The organism is Candidatus Binatia bacterium (genome assembly GCA_026415395.1).
GTDB lineage: Bacteria > Desulfobacterota > Binatia > HRBIN30 > HRBIN30 > HRBIN30.
Window position 1 is genome coordinate 914,129 of sequence record JAOAHD010000007.1, and the last position, 20,183, is coordinate 934,311.

General features: G+C 59.7%; 12 protein-coding genes. 7 read left to right on the top strand and 5 right to left on the bottom strand.

Going from position 1 to position 20,183, the window contains the following annotated elements:
• Positions 1-288: 288 nt before the first annotated feature.
• From N3C12_08460 to speA, 6 genes are all read left to right on the top strand, one after another.
• On the top strand, positions 289-2,811 hold the full coding sequence (locus N3C12_08460; protein ID MCX8072468.1) for a hypothetical protein: 2,523 nt from the start codon (positions 289-291) through the stop codon (positions 2,809-2,811).
• A gap of 53 nt (positions 2,812-2,864) precedes the next feature.
• A complete protein-coding gene (locus tag N3C12_08465) occupies positions 2,865-4,442 on the top strand; it encodes an MYXO-CTERM sorting domain-containing protein (protein MCX8072469.1) in 1,578 nt (525 codons plus the stop codon).
• Between the two features lie 28 nt (positions 4,443-4,470).
• Entirely contained in the window at positions 4,471-5,874 is a 1,404-nt protein-coding gene (locus N3C12_08470) for a nucleotide sugar dehydrogenase (GenBank protein ID MCX8072470.1), read from the top strand.
• A gap of 269 nt (positions 5,875-6,143) precedes the next feature.
• Positions 6,144-7,202, top strand: a complete 1,059-nt coding sequence (locus N3C12_08475) for a hypothetical protein (protein MCX8072471.1) — start codon at positions 6,144-6,146, stop codon at positions 7,200-7,202.
• A 69-nt stretch (positions 7,203-7,271) separates the two neighbouring features.
• Positions 7,272-8,420 (top strand): hypothetical protein, encoded by a 1,149-nt coding sequence (locus tag N3C12_08480; GenBank protein ID MCX8072472.1) that lies wholly within the window; start codon positions 7,272-7,274, stop codon positions 8,418-8,420.
• 116 nt (positions 8,421-8,536) lie between these two features.
• Positions 8,537-10,468 carry a biosynthetic arginine decarboxylase gene (gene speA / locus N3C12_08485; protein MCX8072473.1) on the top strand — a complete coding sequence of 644 codons (1,932 nt, stop codon included), beginning with the start codon at positions 8,537-8,539 and terminating at the stop codon, positions 10,466-10,468.
• Between the two features lie 40 nt (positions 10,469-10,508).
• Here the strand turns inward: speA and N3C12_08490 are convergent, their stop codons facing one another.
• The 3 genes from N3C12_08490 to N3C12_08500 form a co-directional block, all read right to left on the bottom strand.
• A complete protein-coding gene (locus N3C12_08490; GenBank protein MCX8072474.1) occupies positions 10,509-13,340 on the bottom strand; it encodes a biotin carboxylase in 2,832 nt (943 codons plus the stop codon).
• Entirely contained in the window at positions 13,340-15,100 is a 1,761-nt protein-coding gene (locus N3C12_08495) for an acetyl-CoA carboxylase carboxyltransferase subunit (protein MCX8072475.1), read from the bottom strand. Before N3C12_08495 ends, N3C12_08490 begins: the two co-directional genes overlap by 1 nt.
• Positions 15,101-15,557: 457 nt before the next feature.
• The gene (locus N3C12_08500) at positions 15,558-16,085 is read right to left on the bottom strand and encodes a DUF192 domain-containing protein (GenBank protein ID MCX8072476.1); all 528 of its coding nucleotides are present in this window, start codon (positions 16,083-16,085) and stop codon (positions 15,558-15,560) included.
• A gap of 11 nt (positions 16,086-16,096) precedes the next feature.
• Here N3C12_08500 and N3C12_08505 point away from each other — a divergent pair, with 11 nt between their 5' ends.
• Positions 16,097-18,190, top strand: coding sequence for a (Fe-S)-binding protein (locus N3C12_08505; GenBank protein ID MCX8072477.1), 2,094 nt, complete (start codon positions 16,097-16,099; stop codon positions 18,188-18,190).
• Positions 18,191-18,360: 170 nt separating this feature from the next.
• Here N3C12_08505 and N3C12_08510 read toward each other — a convergent pair whose 3' ends face one another.
• Together N3C12_08510 and N3C12_08515 are read right to left on the bottom strand one after the other, a co-directional pair.
• The gene (locus tag N3C12_08510) at positions 18,361-19,335 is read right to left on the bottom strand and encodes an electron transfer flavoprotein subunit alpha/FixB family protein (protein ID MCX8072478.1); all 975 of its coding nucleotides are present in this window, start codon (positions 19,333-19,335) and stop codon (positions 18,361-18,363) included.
• 30 nt (positions 19,336-19,365) lie between these two features.
• Positions 19,366-20,160 carry an electron transfer flavoprotein subunit beta/FixA family protein gene (locus N3C12_08515; GenBank protein MCX8072479.1) on the bottom strand — a complete coding sequence of 265 codons (795 nt, stop codon included), beginning with the start codon at positions 20,158-20,160 and terminating at the stop codon, positions 19,366-19,368.
• Between the last annotated feature and the right edge of the window lie 23 nt (positions 20,161-20,183).

The following is a 20,183-nucleotide window of genomic DNA, read 5'->3' on the forward strand; positions in this document are numbered from 1 at the left end:
TGCTTGTTTATTTTCCCGAGTCACTCCTCGCCGTTCGACGCCTTGAGGCTGGGAACCTGAGAAGAGCTAGCGAAGCCGCTTGTGTGCTTGTTGATTTAGCGGGTTCAAGACCAAAACTCCGATTGACTTCGTCTTTTTTGAATGGCAGGTTGCTCGTGCTGGCCTTCGTGTAGGCATCGGCTAGCAGGTTGGGTACGTCAACAGGATTGTACGCAGTGGTTCTTGACCAGTGGTTCGAACCGCAAAGGGGGTAATGCACGGGGTGTGGTGAATTGTAAGGAGGAAGACATGGCGGTCCACGATCGATGCTTCCGGGTCGGGTGCATTTGCCGATCCTTGCGTTTATGGCGTGCCTTCGCGGTAGCCGTGTTGGCGGTGGTGGCAGCTCGGGGAAGTGCGCAGCTAGGGGAGCGGTTGCGGCTGGTGAGTGTCAATCCCGCCGGCCAAGCGTCCAACGGTACCGCTGGCGGGGTGGGGATGGACCGTGAGGGGCGGGTGGTCGGCTTTTATTCGGATGCCTCCAACTTGGTCGTCCTTGATACGAACCAGACGCGAGACGTGTTCGTGCGCGATCTTGTGACGGGTGCGACGGAGCGGGTGAGCGTAAGTTCCACTGGGGCCCAAGCGAACGGGCCCAGTCATGCACAAGGTGGCAACGTGTCCCTGAGCGGCGATGGTAGCCTCGTGGTCTTTTATTCAGCGGCGACCAACCTTGTGCCGGGAGACACCAATGCTCGCGCAGACGTGTTTGTGCGCCGCAGAGATGCGGGAACGACGGAGCGGGTGAGTGTGGCGAGTGACGGGTCTCAGGCGAACGGGCACAGCACCTACGCAGCGATCAGTGCCGATGGCCGTTGGGTGGCCTTTCAGTCGGAAGCAACAAACTTGATCCCCGCCGATACAAATCGCGTCACCGATATTTTCGTGCGCGACCTGGTGAACGGCACCACGGAGCGACTGTGCAACGTCCAGCCGAACGGGCCGAGCTCCAACCCGGCGATTAGCGAGGATGGCTCGGTGGTGGCGTTCTCCTCGGCGGCCACGAATTTGGTCAACGGCGACACCAATGGGCGGCTCGATATTTTTGTGTGCGACCGGACTCGCGGCAGCGTCGAGCTTGTGAGCATTGCCTCCGACGGCACTCAAGGAAACGGCGACAGCATCTTGCCGGCCATTAGTGCGGACGGTCGGTTCGTCGCATTTAAGTCGCTCGCGAACAACCTCGTGCCGGATGATCGGAATGGTGTCGTGGATGTGTTTGTATTCGATCGGCAGAGCCGCACGACAGAGCGGGTGAGTGTGAATGTACGTGGGGGCAACGCAGACGACTTCTCTTTCCCGCCGACGATCTCGGCGGATGGTCGGTTCGTGGCCTTCGGTTCGTCCGCAACGAACTTGATCTTTAACGATTCGAACCACGTGTCGGATATGTTCGTGCGCGATCGCCAAATTGGGCGCACGCTGATTGTGGATGTGAACGACCGTGGCGAGCTGGCTAATGGCGGCGTTCCCGATGCGGCGCCGGCGATTTCGGGGCCTGGCACGCGTGTGGCCTTCGTCTCGTTTGCCACCAATCTCGTGCCGGGCGGTGCCTCGACAGGGCAGGCGTACGTCGCTCAGAATCCGTTTTTCGGCCCGGGCGCGTGCCCCGACGGGCTTTGCCCTGAGGGGCTGGTTTGCGTGGAGGGATTCTGCGTGACCCCGACGCGCACACCAACTGTGACGCGAACCCCGACGCCGACGCAAACGCGCACCCCGACGAATACGCGCACGCCAACACCCACTTTCCGCCCCTGCGAGACGGATGCTGACTGCCCTCCGGACCATCATTGCCGTGGCGGTACGTGCAAGAAGAAACGCGAGTGTGACGATAACGACCCGACGATTGACCGACTGAATTGCTTTGACCGCGAAGCCTGTGTCGATGGCCTTTGCGAGTGTGGCGGGGATTGTAATCGCGATGGTTTCGTGTTCGGGAACGAGGTATCGAACGCTGTGTACATCCTTGGCGATGTGCTGCCGCTCTCGCAATGTGCAGCCGCCGATCTCAACGGAGATGGGCAGGTGATGGGTAACGAGATTACGCAGATCGTGTTGAACTTGGCACGAGGTTGCGTGCAGGAGGGTAGGCCCCTCACCTTTGCGCACGACCGCGGGCAAACGGTGACGCTGATGATCACCGCGCGTGCCGCAGGCGAGGATCGGGTGGATGTCAGCGTGGAGGCTAGCGGCGGCGAGGGCGAGCTAGCGACCGTGCAGTTGGATTTGCTGTACGATCCCGCCCTGTTGGGGATTGCGGACCCAGGGCGCGCGTGTCGCTTGGACGATCGCATTCGCGGCTCTCACGTGTTGCTGGCCACACAGCCGCAAAACCCGCCAGCACCGGAGGGGCGCAAGCGATTGCGCCTGTTCGCGGGCGATCTCGCGTTCCCGATTCAGACTTTTGCCGATGGCCCGGTGTTCCACTGTACGTTCTCCCGGGTGCAGGGAGGCGCAGGCGAAGCAGTATTTGGTGCAGACCGTACGAATGTGGGTGACCAACGAGCCGATACCTATCGTGTTGTTGTTGTTTCGGGTGGGATTACTCTGGAAGCTCCCACGGTCACTGAGCCGACACCGACAATGAGTTGTGCCGGTGACTGCGATGGCAATGGTCAGGTCATGGGCAACGAGATCACCACGGTGGTGCAAATTATGGCTTCGCGCCTGCCGTTGAGTGCGTGCCCGAACGCGGATGCAGATGGTGATGGTGAGGTCACGGTAGGCGACGTGACCAAAGCGGTCATCCGCTTAGCACGGGGGTGTCCATGACGTGGCTGCGAAGGTTGAAAAGGCGTGGGTGTGTTAGGCAGGAGGAGGCGCCAATGAGGCAGCAAGTGCAGCCGCAGCAGGCTCGCAGAAACGGGATACGGAAGCCAAGCCTTTTGACCGCGATGACTTGTGCTGGCATTTGGAGCTTCTTTGCCTTGCCGGCACTAGGGGTGGTCACGATTCGTGTCACCACATCCGATGCGTTTACGGGAGGGGATGGTGCTCCGCCCGAGGCGGCAACCATGACAGTACGTCTGGAGCGGGAAAACTCGAGCGAGGTGGCAACGACCGTCAACTTCGACCTGATCTTTCGCACAGCGCAGTTCGATTTGTCCGGAGCATGCGAGGATGAGTCGCCGTGTCAGCTTTCAGAGACGTGTCCCAATGGAGGAACGTGCCGCTTCGTTCCAGTTCGATGTCAGAAGGATCCACGGCTCGCGGACCATCTCTTGGAAGTTGTACCTCCGGATTTTCAGAACGTGCCGGCTGGGGAGTATCGGTTGCGCTTTGCATTGGTGACGACGACCTTCTCGAACCCCTTGCCGGTCATCGACGACGGGGTGTTGCTCACGTGTAGCCTTCCGCCGCAGGCTAGCGCTTCACCAGGCCCGCAGGTCATCTCCTACCAGAGGCTGCAGGTGGCGGACAACCAGTTGCCCGCGCGAGAGGTTCCTTCGCAGATCGTCTTGCAATTGGGTCAAATTGTGGCCGGAGCACGAAAAACAGCAACACCGACGCCCTCGCCCACGCCGACTGCGACTGGGCCCACCGCAACGCCAACGGGCACGCTGGCGACGGAGACGCCGACTCCTACGCAATCGCTTACCCCCGGCACGCCGATCCCGCGCACGCCGTGTCCCTCGCCACGCCCGGCGCCGGGAGGCCCCGCGGTGTACGCCGAGGATGTAGTGCTTGCCGCGAGTGGCCCCGTGACGGTGACGGTCAAGCTCGCCGCAGGTGACCGTCAGATTGTGGCCACACAGAACGACCTGGCGTTGACTGGTGGCATTCGCATCGACGCCGGTACCGGCGGCCGCCCCGACTGCACAGTGAATCCCGAGCTGAACAAGAACGGTTCCACCTTTGGGTTCCTGCCCCCTGGATGCAGCGGTGATGCGTGCACAGGAATCCGTGCGGTCGTTGTGTCGCTGGACAACGTGGATCCGATTCCCGATGGAGCGGTGTTGTACACATGCCGAGCGACGCTGACGGATGTGGAGGCGCGTGTCGATGTGACCGGTGTGGTGGGGAGCGACGCAAACGGGGATCCGGTTCCAGGAGTCGGTAGTCGCGACGGGTTTATATGTGTGGAGCCGCCGCCCACTCCCACACCGACGGTTACCAACACCGCGACGCCTCAGCCGCCGAGCCCGACGGCGACCGTGACCTCGCCGGCCGCGACGAGAACGGCCACGCCAACCGGAACGGGAACAATCGGTACGCCCACGTCCACGCGAACGCTGGGGAGCCCGACCGCGACGCGAACGGCGACGGGGCCTGCTCCCAGTGAGGGAGGCAACGGTTGTGATTGCAACGTGGCTGGCACTCCGGGTGCGGGTTGGTCGTCTGCGTGGCTCTTGCTGCCGGCTCTTTTCCTGAGGTGGCGGCGCCGGCGCTTGGGTGTAGCGTGAAGCGAACTCATTGGTAGAAGGTGAGGTGATGTCCGACTTACCGTGGCGCTCGGTTTGGGGCGAGGGTGTGGTCGCAGAGGTGGACAAGCGACCGACAGTTGAGGAGTTGATCTCGCGGTTCGAGCGCCGGCAAGGCTTGGTCGGCATCATCGGCCTCGGCTACGTGGGGTTGCCGCTTGCTGCCACATTTGCTGAGGGCGGCGTGGCGGTTTTGGGCTTCGACATCGATCGGAGCAAAGTGGAGGAGCTGAGGGCAGGGAGAAGTTACATCCGGCACATCGAGAGCGAGCGGCTCGGGAAAATTGTTGCCCATCAGGGGCCGCGACCCTCGCCGGGGAAGTTTTACCCGACGGCCGACTTTGCGCTTCTCCGGTTTTGCGATGCGATCCTGATTTGCGTGCCGACGCCGCTGAGCCCGAACCGGGATCCCGACCTGTCTTACGTAGAGAAAACGGGGGAGACCATTGCGGAATACCTGCGCCCTGGGCAGCTGGTTGTGCTAGAGAGCACCACTTACCCAGGGACCACGGACGAGGTGTTGAAAACGATCCTGGAGCGATCCGGGTTGCGCGTCGGGGTCGACGTGCACCTGGCGTTCTCGCCAGAGCGGGAGGATCCAAATAACCCGCACTTCACGACCCGCACGATTCCAAAACTGGTTGGAGGCGTTACCGAGGCCTGCACGCGCGTGGCAGCGGCTTTATATGGGGCAGTGCTCGAGCGGGTGGTGCCGGTGTCATCAGCAAGGGTGGCGGAAGCGGCGAAGTTGCTGGAGAACATTTATCGGTGCGTGAACATTGCCTTGGTCAACGAGCTTAAGGTGCTGTTCGACCGCATGGGAATCGATATCTGGGAGGTCATCGATGCTGCGGCAACCAAACCCTTCGGGTTCACCCCCTTTTACCCTGGGCCGGGTTTGGGCGGGCACTGTATCCCCATCGATCCATTTTATTTGAGTTGGAAAGCGCGGGAGTACGAGTTGACCACGCGCTTCATCGAGCTCGCTGGTGAGATCAACCACGCCATGCCGGCTTTCGTCATCGGGAAGCTGGCCGATGCGTTGAACGAGCGGCAAAAGAGCCTAAAGGGCGCGCGCATCCTCGTGCTCGGTGTGGCGTATAAAAAGGATCTCGACGACACCCGCGAGTCGCCAGCGTTGAGACTGATCGATCTCTTGCTCCGCAAAGGAGCGCGGGTGAGTTACCACGATCCCTACGTTCCGTACTTGAAGCGGTCGCGAAATTATGATTTTAACATGGCGTCAGTTCCATTGACTCGGGATGAGCTGGAGCGTGCGGATGCGGTGGTGGTGGCGACGGACCATTCGGTGTTCGACTATGAGTTCATCGTCGAGGCAAGTCAGCTTGTCATCGATACGCGCAATGCGACTCGCCATGTGCGCAACGGCCGGGAGAAAGTCGTGCGTGCTTGATGTGGGCGAGGGCCGGTTGGAGAAGGAGAAGTAGGCACTTGGCAAGTTTTCGAGGTGCCGGTGAAGCTGTGGTTCGGTGGTGGCGGTCGCACAGCGCCCGTCGCAGTGCATTGTGGTGTTTTTCCTGCGATTCTTCCTTGACAAGCCCGCGATTTTTTGAGTATGTATGCGCGCACTTCCGCGGTGCCGAGGGTGGCGCATCCGCTCTGGGTTGGAAAGATGGGCGGAGGGAGTGAGGCAGGTTCGGTCGACTGGAAAGGAGGAGGGCAATGCGAACGGTGAAGTGGAATGTGTTCCTCTCAGGGCTTTGTGCCTGGGCGGTCCTGGGAGTTGGGGCGTCGGGGGTGCGCGCCGACGTCACATCGGAAAAGACGGCTTCAATCCTCGTCTTTCCAAAGGTCGTCGCAAATCAAAACACCGACACTGTGATCATGCTCGTGAACGCGAGCAACTCGCTGATCCAAGTGCACTGCAACTACGTCGATGCGCGCTTGTTCGACATCGTCACGGGTGAGGAATGCGAGCGGCAAAGTGCGACCTGTCGGCCACTGTGGCAAGAAACCGACTTTGATTTGTGGCTCACTCGCCAACAGCCGACACACTGGTCCGTAGCGCGTGGCCGCAGGGTAGATCCGACCGACGGTTTCAATGCCGACGGCTCCGGGTTCGACCCAGGACATATCCCTCCAAAGCCGGATTTTGAAGGCGAGCTGAAATGCGTCGAGGTCAGCGCCTCTGGTGAGCCGGTCACGGGCAATCGCCTGCGCGGGCAAGCGGTGCTGGCTTCGGCCAATGGCGACCTGGCCCGTTATAACGCCATTGGTATCGAGGGTAACCCTGACGTTTCGCCTACGAACCCATTGGTGCTCGATGGGGACATGTACGCAGCGTGTCCGGAGAAGCTCTGGCTGAATCACCCGGCCGAGGGTTTTAATGGCGCACGCACGGAACTCACCTTGGTACCTTGTTCTCAGGACCTAGAGAACCAGGTTCCTCGGAGCGTGACGTTGCAGTTCCTAGTTTACAACCAATTTGAGGAGCGGTTCTCGGCTAGCACTACGGTGACCTGCTACCTGAACACGCAACTCTCGGACATTGATGCGCCAACGAATCCGGTGACGTCGGTCTTCCACCGAAACGTCCTTGGAACCGACGTGGCGATGACCGAGATTACGCCGGTCATTCAAACGGACGGAACCTCTGGTGGGGTAATCGGTGTGGCGCAGGTCTTCGGTGGCACCCGTTCGGGTGCGTATAGCTTGCACACCACCGGGAGTTTTGTGCCTCCCGCAGGACCGGACACGATCTTTCTCGCGCCCCGCGAGTGAGGCGCGAGCATCTAGGGTGAGGGGTTGATGGTGGCTGAAGGCTCCCAGCCAAGCGAAAGGAGAAGGGCAATGCGTAGGGTGCGTTGGATGCAGCAACTCGCTGTAGCCGCAGGTGTTGCGGGGATATTGGGCTATGCCGCGGTGGCGGCCTGGGCCGATGTGAGTTCCACCAATCCAGCGGCGATTCTAGTTTTCCCAAAGCTCGTTGTGGACACTTCGAACGGCATCGATACGTTCGTGCAAATTTCGAACGTGGCGGATCAGCCGGTCAACGTCCGGTGCTTTTATGTGAACGCCAACGGGCGCTGCAGCACGTTTCCGTTTCAGGTGTGTAATCCGTACGGGGTCAACGACTGCAGCACCGGAGGCATTTGTGTTCCGGGGTGGCAGGAGACAGATTTTGCATTCCGGCTGACCTCAAAGCAGCCCATCTACTGGCGTGTTTCGCAAGGCCTGCCGGATCTGCCGCTCGCAAACCGGCCTGGCCCAAAGGGCGAGTTTAACTCGGGGTCGATTCCGCCCTCTCCGGATGACCCCATGCTTGGTGAGCTCAAGTGCGTGCAGGTGGGTGACGATGAGTTACCAGTCGACCAAAACTCGTTGATCGGCGAGGCTGGCATTGTGGAGCAAGGCGACACTCGTACCTACAACGCCTATGGAATCCAGGCCATCGAGGGTGCAAACAATCGCGACAACACGCTGGTGCTTGGTCAGGAGTACAACGGCTGTCCCAACTTACTGCTGGTGAGCCACTTCTTCGATGGAGTTAGCGTTGCCGGCGTTTTGCCGGGTGGCGGCAGGATCAATACGGACCTTACGCTTGTGCCTTGCTCGCAGGACTTTAACTTCCAGGCGCCGCGGACGGTGGTTGCGCAGTATCTGGTGTTCAACGAGTTCGAGCAGCGTTTCTCCACCAGCCGTAGTGTTACCTGCTTCCAGGAAATAGCATTGTCGGATATCGATACGCGGCCCGGTGCTGGCGATGATGCGTTCTCTATTTTCAACGTGGCTGTGCAGGGTACGTTCACCGGGCAAACAATTATTCGGGGCGTACAGACGACGGATCCAGTGCGTGGAACCGGCTTGTTGGCCATTACCGAGCAGTTCCGTACTGGCCAGGGGATCCGGGGGAGCGACGCTAATGTTGTGCACCAGCGTGGGTTGCGTAGGCAACCGGATGTGATCCTTCTCCCTGCAGCACAACCGACCGGCCTGTAACACGCCTTGGTTTTTGGAGCTTGCGGGGATCGGGCGCGAGCCCGGTCCCCGTTTTTTTTCGGCAGAAACAGTTTTAGCCACCGCACAAATTTCAGAAATGTGCTAAGAGGGCGAGCATGAATCTACGGGTGCGGGACAACGGGACGGTGATTCGTGGCTGGACCGTGCGGGACAGCATCGAGCTCTACAATGTATCGGCGTGGGGTGCGGGCTTTTTTACGGTGAATGCCAAAGGCCATGTTGAGGTTCGCCCTCAGGGAGAACAAGGGCCGGCGGTGGATTTGCTGGAGTTGGTCGAGGACCTCCAGCGGCGGGGCGTCCGTACCCCGATGCTCATCCGGTTTTCGGACATCTTGGCGGCGCGTGTGCGGGGGCTGTGCGCTGCGTTCGAGCGCGCGATGCTGGAATATGGCTACCAAGGACAGTACCGCGGCGTTTACCCCATCAAGGTGAACCAACAGCGCCACGTCGTAGAGGAGATCGTCCAGTACGGGGCTCCGATGAAAGTTGGGTTGGAAGCCGGGAGCAAGCCTGAGCTGCTCATTGCCTTGGCGATTTTGGACACGCCCGAAGCCTTGATCGTGTGTAACGGTTACAAGGACCGGAGTTACATCGAAACGGCGCTCTTGGCGCAACGGCTTGGGCGAACACCGATTATCGTCGTTGATCGGGCGCACGAGGTCGACCTCATCTTACGAGTGGCTGGTGAGCTGAACATTCGGCCGCACATTGGGGTGCGGGCCAAGCTCAGCACCCGGGGAGCCGGAAAGTGGGTGGACTCCACTGGGGATCGGTCGAAATTCGGGCTGACCGCGGTGGAGATCGTGGAGGCTGTGGAGAAGCTGCGTGCGGAGGGGATGCTCGACTGCCTGGAGTTGTTGCACTTCCACATCGGGTCGCAGATCACGGCGATCCGGGCACATAAGGACGCGCTCAAAGAGGCCTCCATGATCTTTGTCGGGCTCCATGAGATGGGTGCCCGTCCGCGCTTCCTCGATGTTGGCGGAGGGCTTGGGGTGGATTACGACGGCTCGCAAACGAATTTCCACTCCTCGATGAACTACACAGTGCAGGAGTACGCGAACGACGTGGTGGCAACCATCCAAGAAGCCTGTGATGCCAAGGGTCTCCCGCACCCCGATATCGTCACGGAGTCCGGCCGAGCGATGACCGCCCACCACTCGGTGTTGATCTTCGACGTGCTCGGCGTGCATGAAATGATCTCGGGGCGGCCACCGGAGCCGGTGTCTGAGAGCGATCCGCGGGTGCTGCAAAACCTTGCTGAGGTTTACGCGACGATCTCACAAAAGAACGTCCTCGAAGCATATCACGACATCCTGCAGTTAAAGGAGGAAGCCACGAATCTTTTCACGCTTGGATTCCTCGATCTTAGGGAACGGGCCCGGGTCGAGCGGCTCTTTTGGGACTGTTGCGAGAAGATCCTACGGATCGTCCGCGATCTCCCGTACGTGCCGGAGGAGTTGGAGCCGTTGGAGAAAGGCCTGGCAGATACGTACTACGGAAATTTTTCCGTCTTCCAGTCCGCGCCGGACCACTGGGCGGTCAAGCAACTATTTCCGGTGATGCCGATTCACCGCCTAGACGAAAAGCCCACGCGCCGGGGGATTTTCGCCGATCTGACCTGCGATAGCGACGGGAAAATTGATCGCTTCATCGACCCGCGGGACGTTCGTGACGTCCTCGAATTGCATCCGTGGAATGGCGAGCCGTATTACATTGGCGTGTTTCTGGTCGGGGCCTATCAGGAAATCCTCGGTGACTTACACAATTTGTTCGGGGATACTGACGCGGTGCACGTGCGCCTCGGGGCTGACGGTCGCTACGAAGTGGAACACGTGGTCGAAGGCGACGCAGTTACGGACGTTCTTCGCTACGTTGAGTACGACAAGGGTGCACTGGTTGAACGGGTGCGCCGTACCATTGAGGACGCGATGCGTGCAGGCCAGATCAGCTTGGAGGAGTCTGCCCGTTTGCGGCGCCACTACGAGCAGGGGCTGCAGGCATATACCTACCTCACCCGCGAGTAGGGTGGGCAGCGAGTCTGGCTTGGTCGAGCCCGGGTCGGGCTCAACCAAGCATGCGTTCGAGATACCGCTCTGTGTGCTCGCGTCGCCGACGTGCCTGGGTTTCAGGGTCCTCCTGCTGGATCTCTTCGTCCGGCCGGACTTTGAACAACGGCTGACCCTTCCGAACAACCACGCCGCTTTCGGGCACCAGCACCTCTAAAATAGTTCCCGAGAACGGCGCATAGACTTTGTTGAACATCTTCATGACCTCGATGATGTACAGGGGATCGCCGCGCTCGAAGTGACTGCCCTTTTGGACAAATGGCGGTAGCCCAGGCGCTTCCTGGTGGTACAACGTTCCGCCCATCGCGGCGACGATTTCGTCGGAAGCTGCCGCGGGAGGTGGCACGAGAACTTTGCGCATGGCGTCTTGGTGGTGCGGATCCAGCAGCCGTTCGGGAATAAGCACGGTGAGGTCGTCGGCCAGGCGCAAATCGTAAAAGCCCGTGGCCTTCGCGATTAGTGGCAGCAAGGACAAAATTTCCAATCCGGCTTGATGGCCTTCGTGAGCCGCGCGGATTCGCTGCCAGAGCTCAGGTGCAAAGCCAAGCGCCGGTTCCGCTTGGCGCAGCAAGGAGTCGAGTTCCGGCCAGCTCTGGGGCACACCGGGACGCGCAGCAAGCTTGCTGTAAAAGCTGCGCGCCTTGTCCAGCAAGGCTTGGTCATGGTTCCAAATCCGGTGCGCGGCAGGCTCGCCTGGGCGGTCATCGAGGTGCAGCAGGTGGTAGGTATCGGCGAGAACCTCGACCGGGTTCCGCAGCCAGCGAATCCCGTCGCCGACATACTCGAAGTCTCGACGATGCTGGCTCAACCATGCGGACAGAAAGTGCGGCTCTTCGAAGAGAGCCTGGATCGGCCGCTCCAAGAGCGTCTCTTTGAGTTCAATCACCTGTCGTGCCGCGGCCGCAGCCTCCTTACCACCGGCGGCAGCGTGCAAGTCGATAAAGTGCTCAGCGATCCGTTGGAAGGCATGGTCGAGATCGAGCTGATTTGCCTCCTGGGCCAGTTCACCGACGGCAGTGAGGTAGGGGACGACAAACTTCGTAGTCGGTTTTGCCCATACGTCGCGCGACAAAAACCACATGACCACGCCGTAAAGAAACTCTCGGTTCGTAAAGAGGTCGATGCCCCTCAGCGTGGTGCACCGCAGCACCTCGGCGATGTGCTCGAAACTCTCGCGGCGGTTGTGACCCGTAGCAAGCAGCAGTGCGATGTTCGAGTCGTAGGCACCGGCAAGGCGGTACCGCATGAACAGCCCCGTGTCGGGATTTTTGATGCAAATCCCTTGGTCGTCCCGAATTTCCCCTGGGATCGGATCTGACCAGGAGACGATTACACCTCCAGCAGCCGGTTGCAGGGCTCGGTCGGTCGCATTGAGCCGCACCTCAATTGCCGCCATTTCTCGCGGCACGCGCGTAGGTCGCGGCAACCGTTGCTTGTGTCGCGCAATCAGCGCCATGCACTCAACGAGCGAGTGCACGTCGAAATAATCGTTCGGATCCTCCGGGTTGGTAAAGCGGAGTGCGTAACACAGCTCCGAGACGCGGTGCTCCACTTGGATTCGAGTGTTGACCTCCATGAAGTAGTGGCGGTCGCCCTCGACAATGCACTCGAAGGTGGAGGCAGAGTCCAGCTTTACCGCTTGGCCAAACCGCTCAGCTTCTGCCTCCATCCGTTGGAGCACGCCGAGGTCGCTTTCCAAGACGGCTGCCTTTTGGTGTTCCCCTCGTGCTTTGGCCTCTTCGATGGCCTGGCGCAGCCCTTCAACCGTAATCGAGACCTCGACGAGCTTTTGCTCGTGCATTTGTAAGGAGCAGTCGCGCCCGCCGAGTGTGATGCACCACTCGCCGTTGCCAACCATCTGGATCTCGTTGTGGCGGGTACTTTCGATGTTGAGTTCGATCAACATGTTCTTGTTGTCGCCCACGCCGGTGGCCTTCACCTCGGCCAGGACTTCGCGCACCAGGCTCGGCACGGCCTTGGGGTCGGAGAAAATCCGCTGTCCCTTGCCACCCCCGCCGCCAATGGCCTTTAAGCGAAAGCGGCGGCCGGGATACTCCCGCAATAACGCCTCCGCCTCAAGCTGGATGTGCTCGGCGAGTTCATCGATCGTGTACAGGTCGATGTGCTTGCGATAGGCGGCGTCGAGCACCAAGTCCGCGACTTCCTCCAGCCGGAGCTTCGTCGAGCGCACTTGAGGTACGTCGAGTCCGTGTTTTTGCACCACTTCGGCTAGCGCTTCGCGGGTGGGGTACTTGCGGAGCAACAACCGCGCCGTGGCGTTGTTGATTCCGGGAGTCACGGATACCCGGTTTTCAATGGCCGTGCGCTTTGCCTCGTCTTTGGCACCAGCCGCTTCTTGCGTGTAGGAGCAGGGGCCGATGAACTTGATGCCAGCATCCTCGAGTGAGCGGACAAAATGGGCATCTTCGGCCATGAAGCCGTAGCCCGCAAACACGTACTCGTAGCCGTGTTCCTTGCAGATCTGGATGATTTGTTGGATGCGCTCTTCGCGCTCCTCTTTCGTTGCCCCCGTGTAATCGGGCACGGGGTGGACGCACTTCGGGTCCATGATGCGCAGCTCTGGAGACAAAGCGCGGGGGAACACAATGCTGTCCTTCTCCGAAAGCAGCATTCCCACCTTGGCCACGCCCATCTCGCGGAACACGTCGATCGCCTCTTTGCGAATCGGCCCCCGGCACACGATGAGAATGCGCATGTCTTCGCAAGAAAACGAGCGCACCCACGGTGACGGCGACAAGCTCAAACGGCGATCGCGGTGGACTAATGGGTTGAAGTATTCGGGCTGTTGAATTGGTGTTGCCGGCAACATCAATGAAACTCCCTTTGTACGGATTGCCACGGACCAGGTTGATAATGATCCAGTAGGAACTGCAAATTGCGCCACAGAACCCAGCGGAGATCTGTCGGCATGACGATTTCAGAAATCGAGCCGAGACTCAGCGCCTCGCGGGGATTCATGAGTTCTTTTTCGTAGCGCCGATTGAATTCTGCCTCTTGGGCACGTAGCCACTCGGTGGCCTCGCGTTCCGCTTCTTGTCTTGCTTCGTCCGCCGGGATACCGGCTTCGATGCGTTGAAGGGTGCCTTCTTCAGCCATCTTGGCGGCCGCGGCGCGTACCTGCTGCAGCTCCTTCTTGTACGTGTACTCCTTGCCCGCAGTGCCCATCACGGCGACGCGGGTGGTGGGTAGGGCCAGGACCACGTCCGCCCCGGTGGCGTACGAGTTAAACGCTGCATAGGCACCGCCAAAGGCGTTGCGCAAAATCAGGAGGATCCGCGGGGTGCGCAAATCGATAATTGCGTCGAGCATGGCGCGGCCAGCCTGCACAATGCCGCGGCTTTCCTGATCGCGGCCCGGTAGGAAGCCGGTGGTGTCCTCCATGAAAATGACCGGGATGTTGTAAATGCTGCAAAAGCGGACGAAGCGGGCGATCTTGTAGGCGGCGTCAATATCGATTTGCCCGCTTGCGACGGCGCTGTTGTTGGCGACAAAGCCCACAACATGCCCACCGAGCCTGCCAAAGGCAGTAATCGCATTGCGAGCTCGGTCAGGCTGAAGCTCGAAGTAGTCCCCGTGGTCACAGACTTGCTGGATGATGATCGAAGAGTCGAAAGGCGTATTGAAACCCGTCGGTGAGTTGAAGGCCTTGCGCAGCAGGGTGTCGATCTCCACCGTGCGTCGATCCACCGGATCGCTTGTCGGCTGATACGGAGGGCTGACACGATTGGAATCGGGCAAGTAGCTTAACAGTCGCTGGGCCGTGCGCAGGGCCGCAACTTCGTCCGCCACCGTAATGTCTGTCACACCGCTCGCACCGTGCACCTTGGGGCCGCCGAGCTCGTCCGGAGTAACGTCCTCACCGAGAGCGCTCTTCACCACGCCCGGACCGGTGAGCCCAAAAAACGTATTGGCCGGCTGAATCATGAAGCTCCCTTGGCGCGGCAGGTAGGCGCCACCGCCCGCGTTGAAGCCGAACATGCACATGATGCTCGGCACCACGCCGCTAATTTTCCGCAGCGCGGTGAAGGCTTCGGCATAACCATCCAACCCGCCGACCCCCGCAGGTACAAAGGCGCCAGCGCTGTCGTTCATTCCGATGAGTGGAATGCCGCGGTTGCCCGCCAGGTAAATGAGATTGGCAAGCTTGCGACCGTTGGTCGCGTCCATCGAGCCAGCACGTACGGTGAAATCGTGCCCATAAAGGGCAACATCGCGCCCGCGAATTTTGAGAATTGCGGTGACGATGGACGCACCATCGAGGTTGCGGCCCCAGTTCTGATACAGGATGAAGGGTTGCACCCCTTTATCCTGTAAAACCTCGATCCGTTCCCAGACCGTCATCCGTCCTTTGGAATGTTGGCGGATGACTTGCAGAACGCCCCCCGCAATGTAGGGCCGACGCCGAAGTTCCTCGCCTTGTTCGAGAGCTTCCTCGTAAAGGCCCCCAGGTTTGTTCGTTGTGGGGGACGTCGGTTCGCTTAATGGGTCATCTAACGCGGGTGGCACGAGCGCGAGTTTCTCGCGTGCTCGCAGTCGATGCTCTTTTGCTTTACTTGGTGCGATCGCCATACGCTGTTCCTTTCTTTTTGCGTCGCTGCGCGGCCGGCAACACTCCGACCGAAAAAGACCAGCACCGCGGGCTCAAGAATGGGAAAAAAGATCCCCTGCCCCAGCCACACCTCGGAATCAAGCTTTGCACCCGAATCCGCGCGGTGTGTCGGTCCCGAGCCTCCTCACCAAAAAGGTGCATGCGGAGCTTCTACTTTACCAAGCTCAGAGGATTCGGCAAGGGAACTCGTTTCGAGGAAAAAAAGAAGAGGTGGCTGCGAAAAAATTGGATCGAGGATCGAGGGCGGAGGCTTGGCGGCCACGCGCAAAGCACCGTTACGTAGCGGCACCGTGCGCTCTGTCTGCCCCCCATAGCCCGAGGATTGCCTGTCGAGCGCTGGGGTCACCGTACGGCTTGGTCGGGGTGTGGTCGATTGCCCTTGTCAGTTGACAGTCGCAAGGCAGGGCCGCTGAGCGGCTACTCGACCGCCGCAGGCACGTTTACGAACCGCGCTTGTTGGCCCGTTGTAATTCCATGTCGAGCGGCAAAGCCGCCGTGCACTTCGAGCACATATTGTGCGGGCGTATCGGGTCCCAACGCGCGCGTACTAAACGGTTTGGCGCGTTCTACGATGCCGACGATGCGCCGCTCGCTGTCGAAAAAGATCATGTCCAACGAAAGGGGCGTGTTCTTCATCCAAAACTGCAAGACCTCGGCTTTGGGGAACACGAACAGCATCCCCGCGTTGGCTGGGAGGTCTCGCCGGTACATGAGGCCGCGGGCCCGCTCCGCGGGCGTGTCGGCAATCTCGACGGGTACGCTCACCGCTCCATCTGGAGTGTCGATGATCACCGCAGGACGCTGCTCACAGGCGCTCGCAGTGCTGCACAGCGACCAGAGCGCAACGACAATCGCCGCACGAACGACCGGACGCGGCTCGCGACCTTGTGTTTGGGATGCCTTTATCTTAGGACTCGGCCTACTCACCACTGTTTCTCTCTCCATGGAGGTTCTGCATGACTGCGCTGATTTTCAGCGTCATGATGCTGATCGCCCTCGGTTGGTTTGGGCGAACCATGTACCGGCGAGTGATGATCTTGCTCAAGTCACAGCCGGATTCGCGCTTCGATAACATTCCGGAGCGCATCAAGGCGGTACTGATATACGCCTTTGGACAGCGTAAGTTCATCGTCCCCGATCCGCCCCCCACCTCGCCGATCAGCGAATGGAAAGCCGGGTGGCTGCATTTCTTTGTCTTCTGGGGATTCATGATCCTCGCCATTCAAGTGCTTACCATGTTTGGACGCGCCTACTCGGAGCATTTTTACGTTCCCCTGTTTAGCCCGGGATTGCTTGGAGGCCCGTACTTTTTGCTGAAGGACATCATGGAGGTGGTGGTGCTGATTTGCATCATCTTTCTCCTCACGCGTTGGGCAGTGACGCACCCGAAACGGCTGTACGGCTTTCTACCAGCGGAAGAACGGCTCGCCAAACAGTCGCACTGGGAAGCCTACGTGATTCTTTGTTTCATTGGCGGGATCATGATCGGGGGGAAACTCTACGATGGCGGGCGGATGATCTACGCGGGGGCGAATCCTGAAGTCCAACAAGAGGCAGCTTGGCAACCATTTAGCAGCATGGTCGGGCACGCCCTCGCTGCTTGGTTCGGCACCGAGGGTGCGAAGTTTTTCAGCGACCTTGGTTGGTGGCTGCACAACACGATCATCCTGGTGTTCCTGAACCTCCTCCCGCTGTCGAAGCACTTCCACATTATTACTTCGTTACCCAACGTGTTCTTCCTGAAAACGCAACCGAAGGGCGCTCTCTCCAAGCAAGACTTAGAAAACGCCACGCGCTTTGGTTCGTCCTTCATCAACCATTTCACATGGAAGCAGGTGCTCGACATGTATTCGTGCACCGAGTGTGGGCGCTGTTCGTCGCACTGCCCAGCGACTCAGAGCGGCAAGTTGTTGGCGCCTCGCCAATTGTTGCTGAACTTGCGCGATTATCTGTACGAGCATGAAGACGCGATGTTGGCGCTCCCCAATGCCGCTTTGGGCACGAACGGGCCGTCAGAGGCGCCAAATGTTGGCGAGAACATCGTCGGCGAGCGATTGATCCTCGATGAGGTGTTGTGGGCTTGCACCACGTGTCGCGCGTGCGAGGAGGCGTGCCCGGTGCTGATCGAATACGTGGACAAGATCGTCGACATGCGCCGGCACCTGGTGCAGGAAGAGGCTCGATTCCCGAGCGAACTTACGCGCACGTTCAAAGCCATGGAGACACAAAGCAATCCCTGGGGGGTGGACGCGAGCCAGCGAGATGCTTGGGCGGCGGGTTTAGGGATCCCCACGATGGCTGAAAAGCCGGATGCTGAGTACCTGTACTACGTCGGGTGCGCGGGTGCCTTCGACGAGCGCGCGAAACGAACCACGCAGGCGGTGGCTAAGATTCTAAAACAAGCAGGCGTGGACTTCGCGATTCTCGGCAAAGAAGAACTGTGTAATGGAGAAACCGCGCGCCGCATTGGCAATGAATACTTGTTCCAATCTATGGCGCAAATGAACGTGGAGGTGCTCAATGGGTACGGCGTGAAGAAAATCATCACCAACTGTCCCCATTGCTTCAACACCTTGAAGAACGAGTACCCACAGTTCGGCGGCAATTACGAGGTGTACCACGCCACGGAATTTGTGCAGCGGCTGATCGCCCATGGGCGGCTGCGCTTTGCTCCGAACGGAACTCGTACAGTCACGTACCACGACTCGTGCTACCTGGGACGTTACAACGAAGTGTACGAGGCTCCGCGGCAGATTCTGCAGAGCATCCCTGGGGTGCAACTCAAAGAGCCGGTACGGTCGCGCCGCTTCGGGATGTGTTGTGGTGCAGGAGGCGGCCGGATGTGGATGGAGGAGGATCCGGATAAGCGCGTCAATCTACGCCGCGTTGATCAACTCCTCGAAACCCATCCGGATGCTGTGGCTGTGGCTTGCCCGTTCTGCATGACCATGATCGACGACGGGATCAAGTCGAAAAACTTGGAAGAGAAGGTGCAGGCCCTCGACGTCATGGAGATTGTTGCCGAACGGATGGAGAGCGCTGCGTCGTAATTGCGGCCGATCCGCTGCCTTTGTGTCACCGGGGCCGGTTTAAGCAGCGAAGGCATGCCGTCCCAGTAGAGCACGCAGCTTTCTACGATGCAGGTGCAGAAAACGTTGCTGGGAGCTAGCCGTTTGCTCGGCTAGCTCCCAGCAATCGCTTCGTTACCAGCGAGGGGGGCTTAAGAAGATTTAAGCTTCTTGATCTCCTCGGTGAGCTCGGGCACTGCCTTGAACAGATCGGCCACCAGGCCGTAGTCCGCAACTTGGAAGATCGGCGCCTCTTCGTCCTTGTTGATGGCGACGATCACCTTTGAATCCTTCATTCCGGCTAGATGCTGGATGGCGCCAGAAATGCCAACAGCAATATACAACTCCGGAGCGACCACTTTCCCCGTCTGGCCGACTTGCAAGTCATTGGGCACGAAGCCCGCGTCCACCGCCGCACGGCTTGCTCCCATTGCGGCCCCGAGAACATCGCAGAGGGGCTCGAGGATCGTCTTGAAGTTTTCGCCTGATTTGAGCGCGCGTCCACCGGATACGACGATGCGGGCCTCGGTGAGCACCGGGCGGTCTGACTTGGTTTCGCTGAATTCGACGAACCGGATTTTCTGCGCGTTGGCATCCAGGTTCACCGCCAGCTTCTCCACAGGTGCTTTTTGTGCGTCCTTCGTTGCTGCATCAAAAGCCGTGGCGCGCACGCTGATCACCCGCGGAGAACTTTCGAGACGGACAGTGGCAACCGCGTTACCGGCATACATCGGGCGTGTCATGGTGCCATCGTCGTTAAAGGCAAGTACGTCACTGGCCATGCCAACTCCGAGGAGGCCAGCCACCCGAGGAAGCAGATCCTTGCCCACCGCCGTAGAGGTAGCCAAGAGGGTCTCTACGTTCTTGTCCCGGACCAATTGCGCAAGCGCGGCAGCGTGAGCATCGGCTGTGTAATGCTCAAACGCGTCGTGCTCTAACGCGAACACGTGCTGCACGCCGTACTCAGCCAACTCGACCGCGAGCGCGTCAATTGCCTTCCCGAGAATCACCGCCTGACACTGGCCCCCCGACTTTGCTGCCAAGGTCCTTCCCGCCTGGATCGCGACCAGGCTCGGCTTGACGAGCTTTCCGCCGTGATGCTCCGCAAACACCAATACGTTACCCATGGATCGCTTCTCCCTGGATTGAAGATTTCCTCAGATGACCTTTGCTTCGGTGTGCAGCAAATGAACGAGCTCCTGCACTGAGCTCACCTTACGGCCCGCCTTGCGCTTAGGTGGTGGGTCGAGCCGGAGTACCCGGAGCTTCGGAGTGACGTCGACCCCGAGGTCGGCCACGGGAATCTCCTTAAGCTCCTTCTTCCGTGCTTTCATGATGCCGGGCAACGAGGCATAGCGCGGGATGTTGAGCCGGAGGTCGACCGTGACCACACCAGGGAGCGGGATTTCCACGGTTTCCAAACCCCCGTCTACCTCCCGCACCACGGTAGCCCGACCGTTGGCAAGTTGGATCCCGGGGAGGCCGCTTTTTTCCGCCTCCGACTCCAAACTTTCCTTTTTCGATGCGAATGTCGCCTGCGGCCATTGGAGCAGCGCCGCTAACATTTGCCCGGTTTGGTTCGCATCATCGTCAATTGCCTGCTTGCCCATTAACACGAGGTCAGGCTTTTCTTGCTCTACGATCCTCTGCAAGATCCGAGCAACACCCAACGGATCCAGTTCTTGCTCAGCAACCACCAGAATGGCCCGGTCAGCACCCATGGCGAGGCCAGTACGCAATTGCTCCTGCGCGACCTTTGCCCCAATGCTCACCAAAACCACTTCAGCACCGCCGCCTTTTTCTTTGATCCGTAGCGCTTCTTCGATAGCGATTTCGTCGAACGGGTTGACGACGTATTTCAGGTTTTCCGTGACAATGCCTGTCCCGTCGGGCTTGACCCTAATCGTCGCATTAGGATCTGGCACCCGCTTTACGGTAACGAGAACCTTCACAGACGTGCCTCCTTTTCACGCGG

Excerpts from the sequence above, each read along its gene's own strand:
- N3C12_08460 (MCX8072468.1), top strand. The coding sequence starts at position 289 with ATGGCGGTCCACGATCGATGCTTCCGGGTCGGGTGCATTTGCCGATCC.
- N3C12_08465 (MCX8072469.1), top strand. The coding sequence starts at position 2,865 with ATGAGGCAGCAAGTGCAGCCGCAGCAGGCTCGCAGAAACGGGATACGG.
- N3C12_08470 (MCX8072470.1), top strand. The coding sequence starts at position 4,471 with ATGTCCGACTTACCGTGGCGCTCGGTTTGGGGCGAGGGTGTGGTCGCA.
- N3C12_08475 (MCX8072471.1), top strand. The coding sequence starts at position 6,144 with ATGCGAACGGTGAAGTGGAATGTGTTCCTCTCAGGGCTTTGTGCCTGG.
- N3C12_08480 (MCX8072472.1), top strand. The coding sequence starts at position 7,272 with ATGCGTAGGGTGCGTTGGATGCAGCAACTCGCTGTAGCCGCAGGTGTT.
- speA (MCX8072473.1), top strand. The coding sequence starts at position 8,537 with ATGAATCTACGGGTGCGGGACAACGGGACGGTGATTCGTGGCTGGACC.
- N3C12_08490 (MCX8072474.1), bottom strand. The coding sequence starts at position 13,340 with ATGTTGCCGGCAACACCAATTCAACAGCCCGAATACTTCAACCCATTA.
- N3C12_08495 (MCX8072475.1), bottom strand. The coding sequence starts at position 15,100 with ATGGCGATCGCACCAAGTAAAGCAAAAGAGCATCGACTGCGAGCACGC.
- N3C12_08500 (MCX8072476.1), bottom strand. The coding sequence starts at position 16,085 with ATGGAGAGAGAAACAGTGGTGAGTAGGCCGAGTCCTAAGATAAAGGCA.
- N3C12_08505 (MCX8072477.1), top strand. The coding sequence starts at position 16,097 with ATGACTGCGCTGATTTTCAGCGTCATGATGCTGATCGCCCTCGGTTGG.
- N3C12_08510 (MCX8072478.1), bottom strand. The coding sequence starts at position 19,335 with ATGGGTAACGTATTGGTGTTTGCGGAGCATCACGGCGGAAAGCTCGTC.